This is a genomic window from Mucilaginibacter sp. UR6-11 (assembly GCF_020880695.1).
GTDB lineage: Bacteria > Bacteroidota > Bacteroidia > Sphingobacteriales > Sphingobacteriaceae > Mucilaginibacter.
This window is the reverse complement of record NZ_JAJIWO010000010.1, coordinates 112,680-136,524: the sequence shown is the minus strand read 5'-3', so window position 1 is coordinate 136,524 and position 23,845 is coordinate 112,680. Positions and strand designations below refer to the sequence as shown.

General features: G+C 42.5%; 26 protein-coding genes. 18 read left to right on the top strand and 8 right to left on the bottom strand.

Going from position 1 to position 23,845, the window contains the following annotated elements; genetic code table 11:
* Nucleotides 1–46 precede the first annotated feature (46 nt).
* Both LJ658_RS19060 and mutS read right to left on the bottom strand, forming a co-directional pair.
* Nucleotides 47–604: a C40 family peptidase gene (locus LJ658_RS19060; RefSeq protein ID WP_230548146.1), complete on the bottom strand. Its 558-nt coding sequence runs from the start codon at nucleotides 602–604 to the stop codon at nucleotides 47–49.
* A 138-nt stretch (nucleotides 605–742) separates the two neighbouring features.
* Nucleotides 743–3,352, bottom strand: a complete 2,610-nt coding sequence (mutS, locus tag LJ658_RS19055; RefSeq protein ID WP_230548145.1) for a DNA mismatch repair protein MutS — start codon at nucleotides 3,350–3,352, stop codon at nucleotides 743–745.
* Nucleotides 3,353–3,864: 512 nt separating this feature from the next.
* On the opposite strand from mutS, the gene xth reads away from it, so the two are divergent.
* Nucleotides 3,865–4,638, top strand: coding sequence for an exodeoxyribonuclease III (gene xth / locus LJ658_RS19050; protein ID WP_230548144.1), 774 nt, complete (start codon nucleotides 3,865–3,867; stop codon nucleotides 4,636–4,638).
* 60 nt (nucleotides 4,639–4,698) lie between these two features.
* On the opposite strand, the gene LJ658_RS19045 is transcribed toward xth, so the two are convergent.
* The gene (locus LJ658_RS19045; protein ID WP_230548143.1) at nucleotides 4,699–4,986 is read right to left on the bottom strand and encodes an antibiotic biosynthesis monooxygenase; all 288 of its coding nucleotides are present in this window, start codon (nucleotides 4,984–4,986) and stop codon (nucleotides 4,699–4,701) included.
* Between the two features lie 499 nt (nucleotides 4,987–5,485).
* Here LJ658_RS19045 and LJ658_RS19040 point away from each other — a divergent pair, with 499 nt between their 5' ends.
* Nucleotides 5,486–6,013, top strand: a complete 528-nt coding sequence (locus LJ658_RS19040) for a transposase (protein ID WP_230548142.1) — start codon at nucleotides 5,486–5,488, stop codon at nucleotides 6,011–6,013.
* Nucleotides 6,014–6,416: 403 nt separating this feature from the next.
* Here LJ658_RS19040 and LJ658_RS19035 read toward each other — a convergent pair whose 3' ends face one another.
* The gene (locus LJ658_RS19035; RefSeq protein ID WP_230548141.1) at nucleotides 6,417–7,352 is read right to left on the bottom strand and encodes a cation diffusion facilitator family transporter; all 936 of its coding nucleotides are present in this window, start codon (nucleotides 7,350–7,352) and stop codon (nucleotides 6,417–6,419) included.
* Nucleotides 7,353–7,551: 199 nt separating this feature from the next.
* Here LJ658_RS19035 and LJ658_RS19030 point away from each other — a divergent pair, with 199 nt between their 5' ends.
* From LJ658_RS19030 to LJ658_RS19015, 4 genes are all read left to right on the top strand, one after another.
* Nucleotides 7,552–8,529 carry a DUF2975 domain-containing protein gene (locus tag LJ658_RS19030; RefSeq protein WP_230548140.1) on the top strand — a complete coding sequence of 326 codons (978 nt, stop codon included), beginning with the start codon at nucleotides 7,552–7,554 and terminating at the stop codon, nucleotides 8,527–8,529.
* A 2-nt stretch (nucleotides 8,530–8,531) separates the two neighbouring features.
* Entirely contained in the window at nucleotides 8,532–8,738 is a 207-nt protein-coding gene (locus LJ658_RS19025) for a helix-turn-helix transcriptional regulator (RefSeq protein WP_230548139.1), read from the top strand.
* Between the two features lie 100 nt (nucleotides 8,739–8,838).
* Nucleotides 8,839–9,519 carry a DUF4397 domain-containing protein gene (locus tag LJ658_RS19020; RefSeq protein ID WP_230548138.1) on the top strand — a complete coding sequence of 227 codons (681 nt, stop codon included), beginning with the start codon at nucleotides 8,839–8,841 and terminating at the stop codon, nucleotides 9,517–9,519.
* A 157-nt stretch (nucleotides 9,520–9,676) separates the two neighbouring features.
* Nucleotides 9,677–10,339: a DUF4397 domain-containing protein gene (locus LJ658_RS19015; RefSeq protein WP_230548137.1), complete on the top strand. Its 663-nt coding sequence runs from the start codon at nucleotides 9,677–9,679 to the stop codon at nucleotides 10,337–10,339.
* A 182-nt stretch (nucleotides 10,340–10,521) separates the two neighbouring features.
* On the opposite strand, the gene LJ658_RS19010 is transcribed toward LJ658_RS19015, so the two are convergent.
* The gene (locus LJ658_RS19010; protein ID WP_230548136.1) at nucleotides 10,522–11,403 is read right to left on the bottom strand and encodes a LysR family transcriptional regulator; all 882 of its coding nucleotides are present in this window, start codon (nucleotides 11,401–11,403) and stop codon (nucleotides 10,522–10,524) included.
* Nucleotides 11,404–11,503: 100 nt separating this feature from the next.
* Here LJ658_RS19010 and LJ658_RS19005 point away from each other — a divergent pair, with 100 nt between their 5' ends.
* The 3 genes from LJ658_RS19005 (at nucleotide 11,504) to LJ658_RS18995 (ending at nucleotide 12,963) form a co-directional block, all read left to right on the top strand.
* The gene (locus tag LJ658_RS19005; RefSeq protein WP_230548135.1) at nucleotides 11,504–12,226 is read left to right on the top strand and encodes a class I SAM-dependent methyltransferase; all 723 of its coding nucleotides are present in this window, start codon (nucleotides 11,504–11,506) and stop codon (nucleotides 12,224–12,226) included.
* 73 nt (nucleotides 12,227–12,299) lie between these two features.
* Nucleotides 12,300–12,581: a pyrimidine/purine nucleoside phosphorylase gene (locus LJ658_RS19000; protein WP_230548134.1), complete on the top strand. Its 282-nt coding sequence runs from the start codon at nucleotides 12,300–12,302 to the stop codon at nucleotides 12,579–12,581.
* Nucleotides 12,582–12,633: 52 nt separating this feature from the next.
* Nucleotides 12,634–12,963 carry a YbjQ family protein gene (locus LJ658_RS18995; RefSeq protein WP_230548133.1) on the top strand — a complete coding sequence of 110 codons (330 nt, stop codon included), beginning with the start codon at nucleotides 12,634–12,636 and terminating at the stop codon, nucleotides 12,961–12,963.
* A gap of 9 nt (nucleotides 12,964–12,972) precedes the next feature.
* Here the strand turns inward: LJ658_RS18995 and LJ658_RS18990 are convergent, their stop codons facing one another.
* Nucleotides 12,973–13,170: a hypothetical protein gene (locus tag LJ658_RS18990; protein ID WP_230548132.1), complete on the bottom strand. Its 198-nt coding sequence runs from the start codon at nucleotides 13,168–13,170 to the stop codon at nucleotides 12,973–12,975.
* A 288-nt stretch (nucleotides 13,171–13,458) separates the two neighbouring features.
* Here LJ658_RS18990 and LJ658_RS18985 point away from each other — a divergent pair, with 288 nt between their 5' ends.
* Nucleotides 13,459–13,674 carry a hypothetical protein gene (locus tag LJ658_RS18985; RefSeq protein WP_230548131.1) on the top strand — a complete coding sequence of 72 codons (216 nt, stop codon included), beginning with the start codon at nucleotides 13,459–13,461 and terminating at the stop codon, nucleotides 13,672–13,674.
* A 66-nt stretch (nucleotides 13,675–13,740) separates the two neighbouring features.
* Here LJ658_RS18985 and LJ658_RS18980 read toward each other — a convergent pair whose 3' ends face one another.
* Complete coding sequence (locus tag LJ658_RS18980) at nucleotides 13,741–14,208, bottom strand: CYTH domain-containing protein (protein ID WP_230548130.1); 468 nt, start codon at nucleotides 14,206–14,208, stop codon at nucleotides 13,741–13,743.
* A gap of 171 nt (nucleotides 14,209–14,379) precedes the next feature.
* Between LJ658_RS18980 and LJ658_RS18975 the strand changes: the two genes are divergently transcribed.
* The 3 genes from LJ658_RS18975 (at nucleotide 14,380) to LJ658_RS18965 (ending at nucleotide 19,067) form a co-directional block, all read left to right on the top strand.
* Complete coding sequence (locus tag LJ658_RS18975) at nucleotides 14,380–17,136, top strand: carboxypeptidase regulatory-like domain-containing protein (protein WP_230548129.1); 2,757 nt, start codon at nucleotides 14,380–14,382, stop codon at nucleotides 17,134–17,136.
* 147 nt (nucleotides 17,137–17,283) lie between these two features.
* On the top strand, nucleotides 17,284–18,147 hold the full coding sequence (locus LJ658_RS18970; protein WP_230548128.1) for an aldo/keto reductase: 864 nt from the start codon (nucleotides 17,284–17,286) through the stop codon (nucleotides 18,145–18,147).
* Nucleotides 18,148–18,317: 170 nt separating this feature from the next.
* A complete protein-coding gene (locus tag LJ658_RS18965; RefSeq protein ID WP_230548127.1) occupies nucleotides 18,318–19,067 on the top strand; it encodes a hypothetical protein in 750 nt (249 codons plus the stop codon).
* 2 nt (nucleotides 19,068–19,069) lie between these two features.
* Here LJ658_RS18965 and LJ658_RS18960 read toward each other — a convergent pair whose 3' ends face one another.
* Complete coding sequence (locus LJ658_RS18960) at nucleotides 19,070–19,360, bottom strand: YciI family protein (protein ID WP_230548126.1); 291 nt, start codon at nucleotides 19,358–19,360, stop codon at nucleotides 19,070–19,072.
* Between the two features lie 135 nt (nucleotides 19,361–19,495).
* On the opposite strand from LJ658_RS18960, the gene LJ658_RS18955 reads away from it, so the two are divergent.
* The 5 genes from LJ658_RS18955 (at nucleotide 19,496) to LJ658_RS18935 (ending at nucleotide 23,825) form a co-directional block, all read left to right on the top strand.
* Entirely contained in the window at nucleotides 19,496–20,665 is a 1,170-nt protein-coding gene (locus tag LJ658_RS18955) for a galactokinase (RefSeq protein ID WP_230548125.1), read from the top strand.
* Nucleotides 20,666–20,702: 37 nt separating this feature from the next.
* Nucleotides 20,703–21,233 (top strand): RNA methyltransferase, encoded by a 531-nt coding sequence (locus LJ658_RS18950; protein WP_230548124.1) that lies wholly within the window; start codon nucleotides 20,703–20,705, stop codon nucleotides 21,231–21,233.
* Nucleotides 21,234–21,281: 48 nt separating this feature from the next.
* Nucleotides 21,282–21,941: a YdeI/OmpD-associated family protein gene (locus tag LJ658_RS18945; protein ID WP_230548123.1), complete on the top strand. Its 660-nt coding sequence runs from the start codon at nucleotides 21,282–21,284 to the stop codon at nucleotides 21,939–21,941.
* Nucleotides 21,942–22,032: 91 nt separating this feature from the next.
* Entirely contained in the window at nucleotides 22,033–22,404 is a 372-nt protein-coding gene (locus LJ658_RS18940) for a BlaI/MecI/CopY family transcriptional regulator (RefSeq protein WP_230548122.1), read from the top strand.
* A complete protein-coding gene (locus LJ658_RS18935; RefSeq protein WP_230548121.1) occupies nucleotides 22,401–23,825 on the top strand; it encodes a M56 family metallopeptidase in 1,425 nt (474 codons plus the stop codon). The genes LJ658_RS18940 and LJ658_RS18935 overlap by 4 nt, the downstream gene beginning before the upstream one ends.
* The last annotated feature ends 20 nt before the right edge of the window (nucleotides 23,826–23,845 follow it).

The following is a 23,845-nucleotide window of genomic DNA, read 5'->3' as shown; positions in this document are numbered from 1 at the left end:
AATGAAAAAAAGGACTTCGCGGAAATATCTACAAAAAAGAAATCAATTAATTACGGGCCGCTGATACAACTGCGGTATCGATAATTGAACCCGCGCGCGAAAAATATTTATACATAGCGCCATGCAACGGAACCACCACTACCCCTTTGGTTGAACTTGCATGTACGATATAACCATTTTGAAGGTATACCCCTACGTGGCTAAACTGTTTTCCGTCAAAATCAAAAAACACCAGGTCGCCTTCCTTCAGTTCGTCTTCATATTTACGTTTTATAACGGCAACCTGCTGATAGGTGATGCGGGGCAGGTTGATGCCGTAAACCTGCTGTTCAAGCAACAAAGCGAGGCCCGAGCAATCTACCCCGTCTTTATCCAACCCTCCAAATTTATAAGGAGTACCGGCCCATAACTCAATGAAATTATACAGGCGGCCGTTAGTAATGGCGTTTTTATCAACACCCATTAGTTGGGCGTACTTATCAGCAATGCTTGCCTGCGGCGTTACAATTTCGCCGGGCTCGCCTTTTAGCACGGCCTTTTTGCTATGGCAGGCCGATAGCATAACTACAGCGCAAAGCAATAAGATATGGCGATTCAATTTCATACCATAAAAGTAATTGGAAATGACGGTCGGCGATTGGTGATGTTTTAAACATATCAACACCTTGTACCGGCAGACGCAACGCATTGCGTCGCTACAAATCAACCAAATCCGAAATTGAACATCCGGAATCCGAAATAACTACCCTTTTATTACCCGCTGGATCTCGTCCAGTTTCATCAGGGCTTCAACCGGTGTAAGTGTATTTACATCGAGGTTATTTAGCGTGTCGCGGATCTTTACAAGTACCGGATCATCTATGCTGAACATTTGCATTTGCACAGCCTGTTTTTGTATTTTGCGGATACTTTCTTTGATATGTTCGCCGCCGGTACGCTCGTTTTCAAGCTTCTTCAGGATCTCGTTGGCGCGCGACAGAACTTTCTGCGGCATGCCCGCCAATTTAGCCACGTGTATACCAAAACTATGCTCACTGCCGCCCGGCACCAGCTTACGCAGGAAAATGATCTGGTGTCCGATCTCTTTAACCGTTACATTGAAATTTTTAATGCGGCTAAAACTACTGCTCAGCTCATTTAACTCATGGTAATGCGTAGCAAATAAAGTTTTTGCTTTGGCCGTCGGATGGTTGTGCAAATACTCGGCTATTGACCAGGCAATGGAGATACCGTCATAGGTAGATGTGCCCCGGCCAATCTCATCCAGCAGGATCAGGCTTCTGTCTGATAAGTTGTTGAGGATACTTGCCGTCTCATTCATCTCGACCATAAAAGTCGACTCGCCAGATGATAAATTATCAGATGCGCCTACCCTGGTAAAGATCTTATCTACCAGGCCTAACGACGCTGATTTTGCGGGCACAAAGCACCCCATTTGCGCCATCAGTACGATAAGTCCGGTTTGCCTTAGCAAAGCCGACTTACCGGCCATGTTTGGCCCGGTGATGATAATGATCTGCTGGGTTTCTGAATCCAGGAAAACATCATTGGTTATGTACTCTTCGCCCTGCGGCAAAGTCTTTTCAATTACCGGGTGGCGGCCGCCTTTAATATCAATAACCCTGCTCTCATTGATCTGGGGTTTAACGTAATAGTTTTTGATCGCTATGGTGGCAAAATTTAACAATACATCCAGTCTTGCAATCAGCTGGGCATTGAGCTGGATAGGTTTTATATATTCGGCTAATGCATAGAGCAGGTCATTGTATAGTTTGGTTTCAAGCGTCAGGATTTTCTCTTCGGCGCCTAATATTTGTTCTTCATATTCTTTTAGCTCGGGGGTAATGTAGCGCTCGGCATTCACCAGTGTTTGCTTACGGATCCAATCCGCAGGTACCTTTTCGCGGTGACTGTGGGTCACCTCCAGGTAGTAGCCAAACACATTATTAAACGATACTTTTAAAGACGGTATCCCGGTGCTTTCGGCTTCGCGTTTCTGTATCTCCAGCAGATAGCCTTTGCCGCCGAAAGCTATTTTACGCAGACGGTCAAGTTCTTCGTTTACACCGTCGCTCATCACCGAGCCTTTTACCAGCATTATCGGTGGCTCGGGATTGAGCTCCCTGGCTATCTTCTCAGAAATGGTAGCGCATGGATTTAGCTGTTCGCCTATAGCTTTTAGTGGCGGGCTTATAGAATGCTCGCATAGTTTCTTGATTGACTCAATGGCCAATAACGCTTTTTTAAGCTGGCAAACCTCTCTCGGATTCGCTTTTTGCAGGCCTATCTTGGATATCAGCCTTTCCAGGTCGCCAATTTGCCGGATATGTTGTTGCAGTTCCTCGCGCAGCTCCTCCTCACCTATCAGGTATTCAACTACGCCCAGCCTGTCGTTAATAGGTTTAAGCTCTTTTAGGGGCATTACTATCCAGCGGCGCAATAATCTTGCCCCCATTGGCGAGCAGGTATGATCAAGCACCTCAACCAGGGTATGCGCATTTTCATTTGCCGAGCCTATCAGCTCTAAATTGCGGACGCTGTACCTATCAAGCCATAAGTACCTGTCCTCTTCAATCCGGCTTATGGCCGATATATGCTGCAGGTTACGGTGCTCGGTTTCATTTAAGTAATGCAGCGCCACGCCTGCAGCCACAATACCCAGGTTCAGCTTCTCTATGCCGAACCCTTTTAACGACTTTACACCAAAGTGCTTCAACAGGGTTTCGTGCGCATAGTCGCCGCTATAGGGCCATTCATCAAGCGTATAAGTGTAATACCGATCGGAGTAGCTTTCTTTAAACTCGGTTTGCTTGCTTTTTTGGTAGATCACCTCGCTCGGGTTAAAACCCTGCAACAGTTTATCGATATAGTCGCTGTTGCCCTGCGCGGTCAGAAACTCGCCGGTTGAGATATCAATCAGCGCAATACCCAGGCTGTTTTTCTCAAAATACAGCGATGCCAGGTAATTATTACTTTTTTGATTAAGGATGTTATCATTGGTTGCCACCCCGGGGGTTACCAGTTCGGTAACGCCGCGCTTCACAATAGATTTGGTGGCCTTCGGGTCTTCCAGCTGATCGCATATTGCTACCCGCTGACCCGCACGTACCAGTTTTGGCAAATAAGTGTCGAGCGAATGGTGCGGGAAACCGGCCAGCTCAATAAACGTGGCGGCACCGTTGCCGCGCCGGGTAAGCGTAATGCCCAAAATACCGGCGGCTTTGATGGCATCCTCACCAAAGGTTTCGTAAAAGTCGCCTACGCGAAACAGCAGCAAAGCACCAGGGTACTTAGCCTTAATGGTATTATACTGCTGCATTAAGGGAGTTTCTTTGGTAGCGTCTTTTGCCAAGGCGGATGATTACTTTTTAAGTGACTGGTAAAGTTAATGCATTAGCCCGGCTTTAGCAGGATTGTTGAAAATTTACAAAAATGTGGATAGATCCGTTAAAGCTCGGGTGATCCACTTTAAAATATGGATCACCCGGATCACCTGTTTTAATTAACTTATTGAAAATAAATCGTTTAACATTTTAGGCGGATCACTTTGGATCAGTCTTATTAGTTAGTATTTTTAAGCGTAATATCCAATTATATAACTGATAATCAAATAATTAAAAAATGGCCATTTTAGACCATTTTTCGACGAGCGGATCATTAAACGTGGATCACCCCGGAGCTTGACCCGTCCTGAAAAAAGTTTATACTATTGATTGTTAATACTGGTATGAATTTACACTTTTTGATTTATTATGACGCGCCCTAAAAAAAAATCACACCGTATCTTGTCTAGATTTTAGTTTAAAACACCTGTTACAGGACAAACCGAAAACAAAAACCGTTTTAATTTTTTAAGTTTAAATCATGAAAATAGCTACCTACAACGTTAACGGTGTTAACGGCCGCCTGCCGGTATTGCTGCGCTGGCTGGAAGAAACCCGGCCTGATGTGGTTTGCCTGCAGGAACTGAAAGCGCCCCAGGAAAAATTCCCCGAGCAGGCAATTATTGATGCCGGCTATAACGCCATCTGGCATGGTCAAAAAAGCTGGAACGGCGTAGCTATTTTAGCTAAGGGCGAGATCAAAGAACTTAAACGCGGATTGCCCGGCGACCCGGAGGACCTGCACAGCCGCTACATTGAAGCCTTTATTAACGGCGTTGTAATAGGCTGCCTGTACTTACCTAACGGAAACCCTGCGCCGGGGCCGAAGTTTGATTATAAGCTGCAATGGTTCGAGCGATTTATCAGCCACGCTGCCGGATTATTGGCGCGGGGAATCCCGGTTGTTTTAACCGGCGATTATAACGTAATGCCTACCGAACAGGACGTATATAAACCCGAGCGCTGGCTGGATGATGCGCTGTTTAGGCCCGAAACACGCGAGGCTTTTCACCGCCTGGTGGCCCAGGGCTGGACGGATGCCTTGCGCAAGCTCTATCCCACAGAAACCATCTATACTTTTTGGGACTATTTTAGAAATGCCTACGGCCGCAACGCCGGTTTACGCATCGACCACTTTTTACTTAGTCCGGAAGTTGACCGCCGGTTACTGGCAGCCGGCGTTGACAAACACGTACGCGGCTGGGAAAAATCAAGCGACCATGCGCCGGTTTGGGTGGAGCTGGCTGATGTTTAGTTAGCGAATTTTAAAGCAAGGGTTCCGCTCGGGCCCCTTCTTTTAACGGGCTTTTCTCTCTCATACTTCCGCATAATGCTTTACCAGCGGGAACGGATCATAATAAAGGTGCAGCAGCTTTTTCCATTCCAGGTATTGCGGCGATTGCCTAAAGCCAATGGTATGGTCTTCCAATGTCTCCCACTCAACCAACAGTAAATATTGGTTAGGTTGCTCTATGCATTTATGGAGCGAATGTTTGATGTAGCCCTTTATTACGCTGATATATTGGCCGGCGGTGGCAAAGTCATTTTCAAATTGGGTTTCGTTGCCAGGGATAACGTTGAGTATGGCTGCTTCTAAGATCATGATGGTTATTGAAGGCAGGCAATTTAGCTAAAGCTTATAACTGTTGATTTGATTTTGCCGAAAAAAATCGCCCTTTTGGTATTGTCACCAATAAGCGCAGTACTGTTTAATTAGCGATACCCCGCCCCGGTGCATAGTTGTTGGTGACAACACCAACAACGGCAGTCGTATTGCAACGGCGGTCGCGTCAAAGACGCTGAATCATATTAAGCACTAGTTGCAAACGAGCGCAAGAGTAAAAGTTTACACTTTCGCCGCCCTTGTTGGTGTTGTCACCAACAAGTACCGTACTGTTTAATTAGCAGCAACCCGCCCCGGTGCATAGTTGTTGGTGACAACACCAACAACGGCAGTCGTATTGCAACGGCGGTCGCGTCACAGACGTTGAATAATATTAAGTACCCGTTGCAAACGAGCGCAAGACAGTAAAAGTTTACACTTTCGCCGCCCTTGTTGGTGTTGTCACTAACAAGTACCGGTATTTTTGTAATTTAGTACAATGCCAAAAATCAATTTCGATTATCACCCACAGTTTTTCACCGCCACTATTTTAGAATGGAAATATCTATTAAAAGACGATATTTATAAAGATATAATCATCAAAAGCCTGCTTTTTTTAAAAAACGAAGGAAGTATTGTAGTTTATGCGTTTGTGATCATGCCAAATCATATTCATTTAATTTGGCAAATACAAGATGGTTACAAGCAGGAAAATATACAGCTGCGCTTTCTTAAATTTACTGCACAGCAATTCAAGTTTCGGCTTATGGATACAAACGACAAACGGCTTAATGACTTTTTGGTTGATACCAAGGATAGACGGTATCAATTTTGGGAACGAAATTCGCTGGCTATCGATTTATGGACGCCAGAAGTTTTTAATCAAAAGTTAGATTATATTCATACCAATCCATTGCAAGATAAATGGCAATTAGTGGAGGCTCCTGAAGATTATAACTATTCGTCTATGAATTTCTATCAAACAGGATATGACGAGTTTGGTTTATTATCTCGTCACGATGACTGATATTCTGCCTTGAATTTGTTGGTGACAACACCAACAAAGGCGGTACTATCCGTCTATGAATTTCTATCGAACAGGATATGACGAGTTTAGTTTATTATCTCGTCACGATGACTGATATTCTGCCTTGAATTTATTAGTGACAACACCAACAAAGGCGGTACTATCCGTCTATGAATTTCTATCGAACAGGATATGACGAGTTTAGTTTATTATCTCGTCACGATGACTGATATTCTGCCTTGAATTTGTTGGTGACAACACCAACAAAGCGCCCGGTTTATCACCAAAATCTTCGCCCTTGTTGGTGTTGTCACCAACAAGTACCGGTATTTGTAATTAATACAAACTCAAAAATCAATTGCTGTCAGCAACAAAGGCAGCCAAATCACAAAAAATATCAAATTTAAATATACGCCTGCACGTCCGGATCAACCTTGCCCTCAAAAACATCGGGCTGAATGATCAGGAACCGGATCCGGCTAAACTCGGCTTTTATTTCCTCGCGGATCCTGTCTATCGCCTCATTAATTTCGGCGGTATCCAGGTCGGGTTTAAACGCTACGATCATCATCACCAAAATTTCATCAGGCGACTGGTAGGTTGACATCAGGTGCATCAAACTCAGTACCGCTTTATCACGCTCGGTAATTTCTTTTATCCGTAGTTTGGTATTCTTTCTTATCCCCTCGCCCATGAGCAGGCTGCGGCTTTCGCGGGCCAGAATCAGCGAAACAATGACCAGGATAAGCCCAACCAGCAATGAGGCAATACCGTCTATAAACGGTTTGTTAAAATGATGGCTCAACCACAGGCATATCATTACGATAAATAAGCCAACTACGGCGGCGCTGTCTTCAAACAACACCAGGAACGTGGACGGATCTTTACTGCGGACAATGGCGTCCCACCAGGTTTGGCCATCGCGCAGCTTGTTAAATTCTTTAGCGGCTATAATAAGTGAGGAACCTTCAAATACAACAGAAAGCGCCAGCACTACGTAGCTCCATAACGGGTTGCCCAGCTCTTCGGGGTGTATAATATGTATAATGCCCTGGTAAACAGATATCCCGCCCCCAAGGCCGAAAATTAATATAGATACCACAAACGACCAAAAATATAATTCCTTGCCGTAGCCCAGCGGATGATATTTGTCGGGCTTTTTTTTGCTTAACCGCAGGCCCAGCAATAACAATACCTGGTTAATGGTATCCACGATTGAATGTATACCCTCGGCCACCATGGAAGCGCTGTTACTGATACCCCCGGCTATAAATTTTGTAATCGCTATCAGCAGGTTTGCTAAAAGTGCCGCGTATATTGATCTGTTTGCTGCTGCCATGTATATCATAAATGAAAAAAAGGCAATTATGTTTTATCAACAGGAAGCCGACAAAGGTACGCCCTAAGAATTTTATCGTAAATCAATAAATAGTTTGTTTATATCAATAATTAATTATTTATTTGCAATGTATTTTAATAACACCTAAACCTTATCATATTATAAAAACCAGTACAATTAACCCAAACTTATCACTTATATGAAAATTAAACTCACCACAAAATCACTGATAGGCATAGTTGTGGGCAGCCTGTTTGCAATTGCCCCAATAATCCTGATGCAGGTTTATTTAAAACCAGCTACTCTTACTCTTACAGATAGCACCTCCAGCGTCATCACGATCGACCAGTTAAAGCCCATTGACCCGGAAGTGCCTGACACTTTGCCCTATTACCAGGATTTAGCCAAACGTGACAGCATCCGCCTGCGGCGTAATCTAAAGAATCAGAACGTTTTCCGTACAAGCAGCATGTACTTTTATACGGTAATTGGTACTACCGGTGGATATTTGTATTGCGATACCTGTACCGATCTGTATTATCTTTTCAAATCCCGGTCAAAGTCGTATCCTGTCCAATATTACATTACCTTGCCTGCCTGGAAATTGAAAAATGCATTCGGTGATCATCTGTTTGGTGATTCGGTCAAATTTTACCGGGAGCATAACCAGTCATATCTCCGGAAAATGCTTACAAAAAGAGTGGCAGGCGGCGGGAGATACGCTGAGCACATGTACGAGGTTGATGTACCGGTTAAATATAGCTATGATACTTCGGTGGAGGGCATAATGATCCCGGTTAATAAAGGTACCCGGACCGCGGTAAATGTTATTACAATTATCTTTGATGGGGCGTTACTCTTCTATTGCGGATATCTGTTGAGTTGTTTTTTGGCCTTTATTGTTGACCTTTCAAGGGGAAAAGCATTTACTACAAGCAATATCAACACCCTTAGGCTCATCGCTTTCAGTTTGCTGATCTTTCCTTTTGTTATGCTGTCGCTGGTGTTTTTAATGAAGCTGGTATTTTACCAATATTTTACGCCGGAGGTGATTTTGAATAATACCGCCTGGATAGATTTGTGGAAGCCATTTGCTACCGGTATTGTATTTTTACTGTTATTTAGCGCCTTTAAGCAGGGTAAAGTTTTAAAAGACGAACAGGACCTAACCGTATAGCCATGCCCATAATTGTAAATTTAGATGTCATGATGGCCAGGCGCAAAATGTCATTAACCGAATTAAGTGAGCGGGTAGGTATAACTATGGCTAACTTATCCATTTTAAAAACCGGTAAAGCTAAAGCAGTAAGGCTTGAAACGCTTGAGGCGATATGCCGTGTTTTAAACTGTCAGCCCGGCGATATATTGGAATTTGTTGATGAATAATCGCAGTAAATACCGATAGCACCGCACCCTGATATTTCATTTTTTAAAACCTTTAGCTCCAAAAATTGTCTAAATAGGTACATCTATTTAAAAAATAAACATGAAAACAAAAAACAACAACTGGACCCCTAAAGCCTTAATTTCACTCTTTTCATTATTTTTATTGACGCTATGTATCAGCGCCTGCTCGAAAAATGATAGTGCAGGTCTTAGTGTATCTGCCTATGTAATGGCTGCCAATACCGCCGAGGCCTCTGTTCCGCAGGATTTTTACGTAGACAACAATAAAATAAATACATCCGGAATGGCCTATACACAAGCCACCGCGTATACAGATGTTAAAGCCGGCGATCATCAGTTACAATTTAAAACAAGCGGAAGCGCTACCGTAAACAGCTCAACAACACTAAGTGCTGCCGGAAGCAACTATTACAGCGTGTTTTACACTGATGACAAGTCGACAGTTACTACAAAAGACGACCACTCTGCACCCAAATCAAACAAGGCGAGAGTACGTTTTATCAACCTTAGCTCGGCTTTAAATTCAAGTGTTGACTTCGGCATAAGCAGCGGAAGTAAATTAGCATCAGGCCTGGCCTATAAAGCAGCGTCGGCTTATTATGATGTTGATGCGGCTACAACGTTTTCGTTATATGCTGCCGGTTCAAGCACAGTAGCGTTAAATATCCCTGCAACCATACAGGCCGGGCATATTTACACCATTTTTATCTCGGGTGCAACACAGGCAACCATCAGCTATCACGTGCTGGTTCAAGACTAAAAAATATAATATCTGTTTAAAATGCCCGTTATAGCCGTAACGGGCATTTTTTTGTTGCTAAACCCTGACGTTGTGTAAATGAATCAATCCATCGTGATCCATATATGTTATTAAATTTTCTACCATAATCTGTATAATTGCTTTATATCTTTAAACCATGAAAAAAACAGTACATCTTAAAACTATTTATTATTTGTTTGCACTTGTGGCGATTGCCCTAACCTTCAACGCCTGCAGCAAAAAATCCGAGGTTAGCGGTACGGCCTATATCCAATTCACCAATGCTGATGAATCCGCATCGCCGATGGATTTTTACGTGGATAATACCAAAGAAAATACTTCCGCCCTGGCGTATAATCAAAGTACCGATTATTTTTCGGTAACCAGTGTTGACCATCCGGCAGTTATTAAAACCTCTGCTTCAGGGGTTAATGTTACTTCGTTTAACATATCGCCGCAACCCGGGGCATACTATAGTGTTTTTTACTTTAACGGATTTACCGTAGCTTACCAGGACGATGTAACTGCACCACAATCAGGCAAGGCCCGTGTACGTTTTATCAACCTTAACGTAGGCTTAACATCAGACGTTGATTTTGGAATTGCAGGCGGCGTTAAACTGGTTAACGGCCTCACCAGCAAGCTAAACTCTAATTACATAGACGTTAATCCCGGAACTACATTCTCGCTTTATACAGCAGGTTCTACAACCGAGTTGTTAAACATTCCTACCAGCATACAAGCCGGCCATATTTATACTATTTACTTGTCTGGCGCTGTGCAGGCCAGCCTTAAGGCAACGGTACTGTTACAAAAATAAACCGGCCTACCCCATTCAAAAAGCCCGCGGCTAACAGCTCCGGGCTTTTTTATTTCCGGCTTCGGTAAATTATTATTTACTTAGCCGCTTATGAAAGTAGTTTATATTGCTTTGCTGTTTATTGCTGCTATCATGTTTTTGCGAACCCTGCGACGGTAGCAATACCGGTCGCCGAGCAGATGTTATTTATCGCTGTAATTTTTAATAAACCATTTTAACGCGCCATTTAAATTAGCTTTTTTATAGGCTAAAACCACCTCGGTATTAACCGGGATATCCCGCAATTCGGCAAATGACAACTGCAAACCAGCATATTGCTGTTTTAATGATAATGGTAATATGGTTACGCCCAGTCCGGCCTCAACCAGTTGCACTATAGAATGAACGTTATTTACCTCATGGGTAATGTCAGGCTCAAACCCCAGCCGGTGGCATATTTCAACCAGTTTATCAAAGTATTGGGGCGCATATTCCTTATTGAAAAAAATAAATGGCTTGTTTTTTATAAATTCTGCAAGCTGCTGATTGCTGCTGAATTTTTTTCCGACTGATGGCATAACCACCATAAACGGGTCAAAGAAAAGTGTCTGTACCGTTAATTTGGCCGATTGGACGGGTGCCCGCAATATCCCAACGTCAAGCTTGCCTTGTTCAAGCGCCTCAATTTGTTTTATGGTGGGCCGCTCATACAGGCTTGTTTTAATGTAAGGGAAAACGCTACGCAGGGCCTTTAATACTTCGGCCAGGTGTGGCTGATAAACCGAGCTTATATAGCCTATTTTTAATTCGCCGCTGTCGGCCGCCAAATGAATTTGCTTCGCCACATTCTTACTTTCTTCCAACTGGTTCAATATTGAATCAACTGAAGCTGCAAAATATTTTCCGGCATCCGTAAGCGCAACGCGCTTGTTGTTCCGTAAAAACAGCCGTACGCCTAGCTCCTCCTCCAGTTCTTTAATCTGCCGGCTTAGCGGCGGCTGCGAAATAAACAAACTGGCAGCCGCGTTTCTGAAATGTAAATGAGCCGCAACGGCTTTAAAATATAAAAGGTGCCTGATCTCCATTTTTACGATACCTATTAGATATCAATAATTGATAATATTGATATTTTTCAAATATTGTAAAAATAGATAGGTTTGACAAATCATCAACTAAATAGCAATTATGAATATAAATTATGCCGGTAAGGCAACCAACGAAGAGATCAGGAACCGGTTTGATAATGATGTCGACCGTTTTTCAAACCTTGATACCGGGCAGGCAACCACCATTGATGCGCCTTTAACTATGGAGCTTTGCACCGAAGCGGCTAAATACATTAATCCCGATGCTAAAAACCTGTTAGACATTGGCTGCGGTGCCGGTAACTATACTTTAAAGATGTTGAGCAAGATCAGTGACCTTAACTGTACCTTAAATGATTTGAGCTTGCCCATGCTTGAACGGGCGAAGCAGCGGGTATCAGCACAAACCAGGGGCGACGTAACCATTATACAGGATGATATGCGTAACCTGAACCTGCCCGACGAACATTTTGATATTGTATTGGCGGCGGCAACATTTCACCACCTGCGCGGCGATGCCGATTGGGAAAACGTTTTCGGCAAACTTTATAAAGCTTTAAAGCCGGGTGGCAGCATCTGGATCTCAGATCTTATCGCGCATGACTCGGAACCATTGAACCGGCTATTCCAAAAACGCTACAGCGATTACCTGGACACGCTTGGCGGTGCAGAATACCGGCAAAAAGTGCTGGACTATGTTGACCATGAGGATACCCCACGATCAGTAAACTACCAGATGGACCTGTTAAAAAAGGTGGGTTTTACGAATGTGGAGATCCTGCATAAAAATTCTTATTTCGCAGCTTTTGGCGGGATAAAGTAATGCGGCTTATTTATCCGGCATCTTTATTCGATATTTTTTATTTTTTTCTCATCTTCGGCCACAAATAAAAAAAATGATAAACGTAAACGAATATTTTGACGGCGCGGTAAAATCACTGGCCTATACAACTGCCGATGGTAAATCAACCATCGGCGTTATTGAAACCGGTGAATATGAATTTGGCACATCAACCCATGAAACCATGACCGTTATTGAAGGCGAACTGGTTGCTTTACTGCCCGGCGCGCAGGATTGGAAAACTTTTACAAACGGTCAATCTTTTGAGGTACCGGCTAACACGTCGTTTAAAGTTAAAACTGCCGGCCAGAGCGCTTACCTGTGTAAGTACAGGTAATACACTGTATTGAATGTATTATATTTGATAAGTAAACTTTAACTTATCAAATATGGATCATTCACTCATAACCACCAGCACTAGCCTTGAAGGTTACCGCATAGTTAAACATTTGGGCATAGTACGCGGCATTACCGTACGCAGCCGGAGCATTGGCGGCAATATCGCCGGCGGCTTACAGTCGCTTTTTGGCGGCCGGCTCTCTATTTATGTAGAACTTTGCGAAAACGCACGCGAGGAAGCCTACCAGTTATTGATACAGCATGCGCAGGCGATAGGCGCTAATGCTATTATCAGCATGCGGTATGATGCCAACGAGGTGATGCAGGGCATTACCGAGGTACTGGCCTATGGCACCGCGGTGGTAGTGGAGAAGGTTTGACGATAGCCGTTATTTAAAATAGCTCTCGGGAATATGCTTCCACATGCCATGCGATAAACCTCCGGTCAGCAATTCGTAAATAAGGTATACCGGCCAGAATATATAGCATAGTATAAGCATTATAATAGAGTGGTTATAATACCAGTTTATCATTAACGCATATATACCTAACAGAAGGTATAGTATGCTGGAATCTCTTTTTTTCATATCCGGTTTAAAGTTGTAATCTATTTTGGTTACTAAATTAAAAAAATGCGGTTATCTTTCTGCCGGGTTTTACGCATTTTTTGATGTGTTAAAAACTCTGTCCGTTCACCTTCAAACCTAATAAGTTTTCCACAATTCAACAAAACAGCTTAAAAACGGCCATTTATCCACATTTTCAGGGATAAAAAATATTCACAATTATATACTACTTAATAACAATAAACTATGTTTGTGAAAACAATTCACACCTAACAAAGGTTAACTTTTTTAAACAATTAAAAACTTATCATGGCAACACCTACAAGTGGCGGCATTACCGCTTATTCAGTAAAAACAAAAACCAAGAATGTACCAATGATCGATCCTACTATTGATGTAAAATCGGGCAGGTACATTGCTACAGGTAAAGACAGCGCAGGCAACAAAATGGCTGCTATTATGAGCAAAGCTACGGCTGAAGGTCATATCGCAAGCGGCGCTGCAAAAAAAGGCAGTGGCTGGTAAATAATACTATCGGCTACGGCCATTGTAAATAAATAAGGCAGGGCTACAAGCGCTGCCTTATTTGTTTTACCAGGTGTTATAGGGTTTTAATGATAAATTAGCATTATAATACCGGGCGTCCTCACTTACTTCGGTAGTTACCCATTCCGGCAGCTCAAATGGCTCATCCTCACGCTTCAGTTCAATCTCGGCTATAATCAGGCCGTAATTATCGCCTTCAAAAACATCCACCTCCCATAGCTTATCCATATAAGTAATACAATACCTTGTTTTCTGTAAGCCTGCTTTTACAAATTGCTCAAACAGTTCGGCGGCTTCATTAACCGGGATCTCATATTCATACTCCCTGCGGCTTATGCCTGATGTACCGCTTTTAAAAGTAAGGTAAGCCTTATCGCCGGCCAGGCGCAACCTAATGGTACGGTCCGGCTCATTTACAATATAACCCTGTCGCATAATGCAGCCCTGCGGCTTTGGTAACAGCTGCCATTTATCGTGATCTACTAAAAACTTTCTTTCAATTTCAATACCCATGTTAAGCCATCTTATTAATTATTGCAACAGTATTTACCGGCCTTTGTTGAAGATTATTGCACACCGGTTATACTACAAAATGTAAAAAAATGTTAAAGTACAATATGCTTGGTTATACTACAGCATAAATGGATATATTTAGCCATCTTTTTAGCACCTTTAACCATACCGATGAATTTTAAGAAATTTACTGCTATACTATTTTCACTGCTTGCGGTTTGCTTGTCGGCCTATTCACAAAACGATACGGTAAGTATAAAGACCATCGTTACCAAAACCGTAAAATACAACAATGAATACCCGCTTGAAAAAGTTTATCTGCATTTTGATAAACCTTATTATGCAGTTGGCGACACGATCTGGTTTAAAGCCTATTTAACCACTGATGTTACCATCAATGATGATATGACTAAGAACAAACACCTGCCCTCTACCTTGAGCAAGGTTGTTTATGTAGATATTTTAAGCAGTAAAGATTCGGTAGTACAACGGCTAAAGCTGCCCGTAATAGACGGGATGGCTTACGGTGATATTAAATTACTAAAAGAAAACTACCGGGAAGGCAATTATCATGTGCAGGCCTACACCAACTGGATGCGCAATTTTGACCCGGCCTACTTCTTCTTTAAAACAATACCTGTAGGCACCATCGTAGACAAAAATGTTTTTAATACCATATCCTTATCCGGCCAGTTAAAAAACAATACCGCAAAAGTAGACGCCATTATACATTATTATACTACCGACGGCCGCGACTATGCCGGCCGGAAAGTAAGCTGGCGCGCGCAAAACAGCGATGACGAAACCCTGGGCAAGGGAAAAGGTATCACCGACAGCAGAGGGAATATCAACATTAGCTTCACTACCAGTAAAATAAGTACTTTAAGCAGTGCCCTGCTTGTTGCCGGTATTGATATTAACAACAATACCATCACCAATTCATACAGCTTAAAAAACATTGTGGCCCCGCTGGATGTCCAGTTTTTTCCTGAAGGCGGCGAGTTGATAAATGGTATAAAAACAAAGGTGGCATTTAAGGCGGTTAAGCCCGACGGGCTGGGTGCCGAAGTAAAAGGAACGGTGACCGACAACAGCGGTGCCGTAGTTGCCACCATTGCCACCGAGCATTTAGGAATGGGCGTTTTTGAATTAACCCCGGCTACCGGAAAAACTTATAAAGCAGCTATAGTTTTTGCCGACGGCGCACAAACCACCTATGATTTGCCGGCGGTTAAAGACGACGGAATGACCCTGTCTGTAAATAATACAGATCCTGAAAAAATAGCAATAACGTTTTCTGCGAGCGATGCGTTCCTGGCAATCAATAAAAATAAACCGATAGCGATAATAGGCCAGTCGGGCCAGGTTGTTTGTTATGCCGGTCAAACCGCGCTTACAACCAAAAGCTACTCGGCCACAATACCCAAGTCGAAGTTTCCTTCGGGCATTGTTAAGTTTACCATCTTTTCATCAACCGGCGATGCACTGGCCGAACGTATAGTCTTTGTAAGGCGCAATGACCAGTTAAAAATTGGATTGAATACGCCTAAAACTACCTATGGTGTGCGCGACCAGGTAAACTTTAATGTTACGGCCAAAACGGCCGACAATCAACCGGCCCTGGCCAGCTTATCTGTCACCGTTTTAGATGACACCAAAGTGCCCTTTAATGAAAATTCAGAAATCACTATCCTCACCAGCCTGTTGCTTACATCAGAGTTAAAAGGATATATTGAAAAACCAAACTACTATTTCAACAGCGTAAATGACAAAACCGCTGCCGATCTGGACCTGTTAATGCTTACCCAGGGGTACCGGCGCGTTATTTATAAAGACATTTTAGCCAATAAACAACCGGTAATAAAATTTGAGCCTGAGGACGGCATCCAGGTTTCGGGGTCATTACGGACGGCATCCGGTATGCCTGTACCAAACGGGGTAGTGAATTTTTACATCAAAAACATGCGCGTTTCTTCAACCGTTAATACCAACAAGGAAGGCGAGTTTAAGATCCCCAAATTATTTTTCCCGGATTCTGTAAAAGCAGTTGTTAATGCCCGGGGTAACTACAACGGTAATAATTTGATGATCATGGTGAACAATGTGTCGCCGCAATTACCCGTGCCTAACATCAACGCCCCCGATGAAGTGGCTAATATTGATACCGCGTTAAACCCTTATTTGCAAAACGACAAAAAGGTATCGCTTAACTCGCACGTAATTAAAGAGGTTGTGATTACGCAAACCCGCGGGCCCAAAAAAGCAAGTCATCAGGATTTCCCGTTTTTGGTTGGCCTGGGTGGCATTCCTGATCACGTTGTCGACGGCAACCGCCTTACCGGCTGCCCTTCTGTTTATGATTGTATCAAGTATATCCTTCCGGGTGTCACCTATAATGATAATAAGTTATATATCACAAGGGATTACAACACCGGTAAAAAAGTTGAAATGGCTATTTATTATGATGGATCTGTAGTTGATTTTGACCGGATGGCAAGCGTTGACCCTTCGACTATTGACCAGATTGAAGTTTATAACAACGATGGGTTAAGCGGATTAAATAAAATGGATAACACTAATGGCGTTTTGGTTATAAGCAGTAAGAAAGTAGAGAAAAAACCACTTAATAAAGAGTTGCTGAATGAACTGCTGACGCCACAATACAGCGCCGTAAACTTCACTCCCAAGGGTTATAATATGGCCCGCGCATTTTATTCGCCAAAATATGATGCTACCAAAACAGGTGTATTGGGAGGCGATTTCAGAACTACCATTTACTGGAACCCCAAGGTGATGACCGATAAAAACGGCACAGCCTCTTTCGATTTTTTTAATGCTGATGGTACCGGCACCTACCGCGCTATAATTGAGGGAATTGATGCTTATGGCAATATAGGCCGTACAGTATACCGGTATACGGTAAAATAACATTGCAGTACATTGATACTTTAAAGCCGGCCCGACAGCCGGCTTTTGTTTTATAAAAAAATGACAAACTGATAGCGCAGTATCAAGAACAATCCGGCGAAACCGGGTGTTTTAATTACCTATTTTATCTCGTAAACATCAACAATTATGACTGATTTGATCAATTCTTATAAAAAGACGTTCACCATAGGTGGCGATCTTACCGTAAACCGGTTGGGATATGGCGCAATGCGGATCACCGGGCAGGGTATCTGGGGCCCGCCCAGGGATAAAGACGAAGCCATCCGTGTGTTAAAGCGGGCCGTTGAGCTTGGCGTAAACTTTATTGACACCGCCGACAGTTACGGGCCCTATGTATCGGAAGAGCTGATAGCAGAGGCGCTGCACCCCTATCCTGCAGGCCTGGTTATTGCCACCAAAGGTGGTTTAACCCGCACCGGGCCCGACCAGTGGCCGGTTAACGCGCATCCCGATCATTTAAAAGAAGCACTGGATGGCAGCTTAAAGCGCCTGAAACTGGAGCAGATAGAACTGTATCAGCTGCACCGCATTGACCCTAACGTGCCTGCAGAGTTAACCTTTAAATTTTTACAGGAGGCACAACAACAGGGCAAGATCAAACACATTGGTTTATCAGAAGTTAGTGTTGCCGATATTAAAAATGCAGAACAATTTTTTAAAGTGGTATCTGTACAAAACATGTACAGCGTTGATAACCGCAAATGGGAAACCGTTTTAAATTACTGCAAAGAGCAAAACATGGCTTTTATACCCTGGTTCCCACTCAATGCGGGCAATGTGGCTGCACAGGATAAGTTGAAATCTATCGCCGATAAATACAGCGTTACGGTACACCAGGTAGCATTGAGCTGGCTGTTAAACCACGCTGATAATATTTTGCTGATACCGGGAACATCAAGTGTTAAGCACCTGGAAGAAAACATGAAGACAACCGGCCTCAAATTAACCGCTGACGATATCAGTGAACTGGACAGCATTTCGCCGGCGTAGTTAAAAATCACACTAAAAAAGGGGTTATGCTGTATAGCGTATCCCCTCTTTTTATCTGCCTACCGTTCATACTAATTAAAGAAAAAAAATATTTCATGACATTGCCGTGATAAAACAATATTATACCTATTTTTAGGAAATTAACTGTTAGAAGTAATAGACAAGTTTTTATGAAGCACCCCCTTACATTCATAATTGCTGTTTTATTGATTGGCTTTACAGCCTGCCAAAAACTGCAAGACCCCCTAAAAAGTTCGGCAATCACCAACGAAGAGTCTGCTACAATGATAGCGGGTTCACTGGCATCAGGTTCAAATGGATTTGCTTCCTTCTCCGGCGATATCGTAACAAGCTCACAAACGTTATTCAGTGCTGGTAACGGCTGCGGCGTTGTTCATGTTGACTCTGCCGCGCATCAAAGTATGCCCAACGCAGCTACCACCTATAATTTCAAGCATAAAATCACCTGCAAACTTAACTGCAACAGTAACAAACAACCGGATAACATTACCACTAATTTAACTTTTAGCGGCAATTATAACGGACCCAGGCTATCAGCAAAACAAAACGGAACAGCCAATACCACGGTTGCCGGTTTAACAACGACAGCTACTGCTTACGTAATAAACGGCACCATCAAGAGCATTGGCAGTTTTAAATTAAAATCAGACACCACCCGTGCAGGCACCATCGCCATTGATATCGCTATTAAAAATTTAACCATATCTAAAACCACCGCAAGCACAAGCGCAATGATCACCGGCGGCAGCGGAACTGCTACCATTACCGGCAATTCGTCAAAGGGTGCGTTTTTGTTTGAGGGCACAATAACATTTACCGGTTTTAACGAGGCTATTTTAATTTTGGGCAAGGATACCTATTCGCTTAATCTTTCAACAGGATCGGTCGCTAAGAAATAGCTTTATACAACAGCTACCTTAAAGGGTTTTATATCTACCGATTCCCATATTTTTTGGGTGATGTAGGGTTCGCCTTGTTTCCAGGCTTCCAGCTCCTCTTCGTTTTCAAACTGAAGGATCATGGTTGAACCTATCATTTTACCTTCTTCATTAAGCATAGCGCCGCCCAGTATATAATTGCCCTTGTCCTTTAGTTCTTTTGCGCCGGCTAAATGGTGCGGCCTTACGCCCATTCTTTTTTCAAATGCGCCCTCATCAGTATAGTCGTATGCGGTTACCAGGTATTGATTCATGATTTAAAGTTTAATTGATATATGCTGAACAAGCAGGTTTATATTCTGTTTAATTATTTAACAATTATTAATGCCAATAATAAGACTAATAGTGTAATATTTACAATATTTGCCAAATCAATAAAAAGTCTGAAAATGAAACACCAGCTGACACAAAAATTTAACGATATATATAGTAAAGAAGCCCGTCACGCCTACTTTTCGCCGGGCAGGGTTAATCTTATCGGCGAACATATTGATTACAATGGCGGCCTTGTTATGCCTTGTGCTATTACGTTTGGTACTTATTTGTTAATAAACCCAAATGAGGATAATGTTTTTCGTTTCAGAAGTTTAAATTTTGATGAGAACCCAGAGGTTGCGGTACAGGCCGGCTATAAGAAAGATGGCGACGGCTGGTATAATTTCCCGCTGGGTGTTATTGAACATTTCACCAAAGACGGCCATCAAATAACCGGTTTGGATATGCTTTTTTTTGGCGATATTCCTATCGGCGCCGGTCTTTCATCGTCGGCCTCGATCGAGGTGGTTATGGCCTATGCACTAAACGATCTGTTTGACGCCGGCTACACCAAGCTGGAGCTGGTAAAGATTGCCAAATCGGTCGAAAATAATTTCATCGGCATGAATTGCGGGATCATGGATCAGTTTGCCGTTGCCTTTGGCGAAAAAGATAAAGCTATCGTATTAAACTGCGATACCCTGAAATATGATATCGTACCCAGCAATTTAGGAAATTATGTACTGGCGATCATCAACACCAATAAATCGCGCAAGCTGGTTGAATCAAAATACAATGAACGTGTTGAAGAATGCCAGGCCGCTTTAAAAGAGCTAAACAAAGCGTTAAGTATTAATTACCTGTGTGATATAGATACCGCTACGTTTAACCAACATAAAAATTTAATAGCCGACGATACTATACGCAAACGCGCGCAGCATGTTGTGGAAGAGAATGACCGTGTTAAACTTGCCGCCGGTGCGCTGGCAGCAAACAACCTGGCCGGATTTGGCGAACTGATGTATGCCTCGCACGACTCATTACGCGACCTGTACGAGGTTAGCGGTAAAGAACTGGACGCTGTTGTGGAATATGCTAAAACTAACCCTAACGTAGCCGGAGCGCGTATGACAGGGGCAGGATTTGGCGGCTGTGCCATAGCCCTTGTTAAAAAGGATGAATTTGACAGTTTCAGCAAAGAGCTGGCCGCTTACTATACTGACAAAATAGGTTACGCTCCATCGGTATATCAATCTTTGATTGGTGACGGTGTAGGTACCTTATTGGCAACCAGCGAAGTTTAAAACTAATCCCTGTTCTTTGATCACCAATCTCTAAAAATTGCGTAAACTAAAATTAGACGAGCTTAACCGCGCCAGCATAACCGAATTTAAGGTGCAGGAAAAACTGCCGGTAGCAGTGGTGTTGGACAGCGTACGCAGTATGCATAATATTGGCTCGATATTCCGCACGTCTGACGGCTTTGCGGTTAACCAGATCTGTTTATGCGGGATTACGGCACAGCCCCCGCATCGCGAGATTGAAAAAACTGCGCTGGGTGCCACACTGTCTGTAAACTGGAGTTATCATAAAGATGCGGTTGATGCTGTTAACCAACTGCGGGCAGATGGCTATCGTATCATCGCTATTGAACAGGCCGAGAACAGCATTATGCTCAATGAATTTACGCCTGATAAAAATGCTAAATATGCCCTGATCTTCGGTAATGAAGTAAACGGCGTTAGCGATGAGGTAATGCAGATTATTGATACCTGTATTGAGATACCACAGTTTGGCACTAAGCACTCATTCAATATTGTAGTGTCGGCAGGTATTGTATTATGGGATTTCTTTGCTAAATTGGCTAGATAAACCAACAGCGTTACTAATTCTTCAAACTTTGTAACGCTCATTATAAACATGAGCCCGCTGGCAAAAAAATTATTGATCAAACCGGGGGCGCACTGGTTACTCTTCAATGCGCCCGCTAATTATTTCAGTATGCTTGAACCGCTGCCCGATGGCGTGCTGATTACCTACCGGGCCGAGGGCCAATTTGACGGCGTACAGTTATTTGTAAAAAAACTGGCCGAACTGGCCTCATCGCTAAAAATTGTGACGCCTGTTTTACAGCCCCAGACCATATTCTGGATCATTTATCCCAAAAAAAGCTCGGGCGTTAAAAGCGACCTGGAAATGATGGGCGGCTGGACCGAAGTAGAGAAATATGGATTAAGGATAGTAGCATCAGCAGCTATTGACGACACCTGGACAGCTTTGCGGTTTAGGCCACAGACTGATGTAAAAATATCAGAAAGCCGGAACGATAACATTAAGCAAAACGATTACAGCGCCTATATTGATGTTGATAATAAACAGGTAAAATTACCGGCCATCATCGCTGATACCCTTGAAAAAGAAACCGCGGCAATGGATTTTTATCAAAGCTTATCCTACTCCAACAAAAAAGAATATGTGCTGTGGATATTAACTGCCAAACAGGACAAAACGCGCCACGATAGACTGATTAAGATGGTGGAGAAATTAAATACCGGCAAAAAGAATCCGTCGGAGAAGTAATATCAAATTTTTTCAAAATAATTCAGTCATCTCTTGTTTTATTGATATTATACTCTACATTTGTAGAATATAATATATAATTGTAGAGCAAATGAAGTTATCCAAGAAAGAAGAAGAGTTGATGGAGTATTTATGGTCCATAGAAAAAGGCTTTATGAAAGATATTCTTGACTGTTACCCTGATCCTAAACCTGCCACTACCACAGTTGCGACCTTACTTAAGCGTATGACAGATAAAGGTTTTGTTAGTTATACTACTTATGGAAATTCAAGACAATATCATCCGCTTAAGGCTAAAGCCGAATACTTTTCTACCCATGTAAACGGCTTGATTAAGAACTTTTTTAATAATTCGGCCTCGCAGTTTGCTTCATTTTTTACGCGCGAAACCAATCTCTCTGAATCTGAGCTGGAAGATCTTAAGAAAATCATTGATCAGGAAATTCAAAAAAAGAAAAAATGATATCATATCTCGTCAAATCCGCTATTTGTATGATAATACTGCTGGTAGTTTATCATCTGTTTTTAGAAAAAGAAAAGATGCACCGTTTTAACAGGATATTTCTGTTAGCGAGCGTTGTGTTTAGTTTGATAATCCCGGCAACAACCATCAAACTGCCTGCTGCAAGAGTACCCGCTATTATCCCTTCCGTTTATGTTATCAACGAGCTTAAGCTTCAAGAAGCGCCCTCTATTGAATCTGCCACCCTGGAAAAAGCAGCCATTGTAAAGCAATTTATTTTAACTGATTACCTCTTAATGGCTTACTACATTATTGTAACCATTTTGCTGGTACGTTTTGGCGTGAATCTTTGGGCTCTTTATAACAATATCAAGAAAAATGAGAACATAAGTACCAAAGATGGCACATTGGTCTTACTAAGCAAAAAAATCATTCCGTACAGTTTTTTCAACTTTATCTTTTTAAACACAACCGAATACACCGGCGGTTTAATTGATCAACAACTTTTATTACACGAGATAACCCACGTTAAACAGCGACATACGCTGGATATTGTATTTATTGAGTTGCTAAAAATCATTTTCTGGTTCAACCCACTGTTTATTATCTATAAAAAAGCGATACAACTTAACCACGAGTTTTTAGCTGATGAAGGCGCCATGTCTGCATCATTTAATTTAAAAGATTATCAATACCTGCTATTGTCGAAAGCTGGTATATATCAGTCGCTTAGCCTAACCAGTAACTTCAATCATTCTATAACCAAAAAACGTTTAATCATGATGACAAAAACCACCTCCAAATTAACAGCAACATTAAAAGGTACTGCCTTGTTGCCGGTTATGACAGCTTTAGTACTTATATTTTGCTTACAGGCAGAAGCACAAAAATTACAGCCTGATGAGCAAGCTGGAAAATCGAATAAAACAAATCTGGAAAAATTGAAAACCACGACGGCTACTGAACCCGGGCAGGTATCGCGCGATAGTGTATTTATACATTTTACCCGCCAGGACGGCACAAAATACACCAAAACGTTAAATGAAGTTTCGCCAGAGTTACAAAACTCATTTAAATCGATGCTTTATACAAAAGCCCGCGTAGTTGCTAAAAAATACCCGACTGCCAGCCAATTAAACTCCTGGAAAGATGCCGATAATTACGGCATTTGGATTGATGAGAAACATGTTAACAATAAAGAGATCAATAAGTACAAAGCAGAGGACTTTGTGCTTTACTACAATAGCAAGCTAAATGGCCCGGCAAAAAAGGGGCGTAAGTATGCCTACCAGGTTGATCTTTATACATTAGCCAAATACAATGAATTAAAAGCAATCAATGAAAAAGAAAAACCCAGAACAAGGGTTGACATAGTTGCTGTAGACCGTAAATATATCGCGTATAAAAATGTCGGTAGATAAAATATGAAGCACGACAAAGC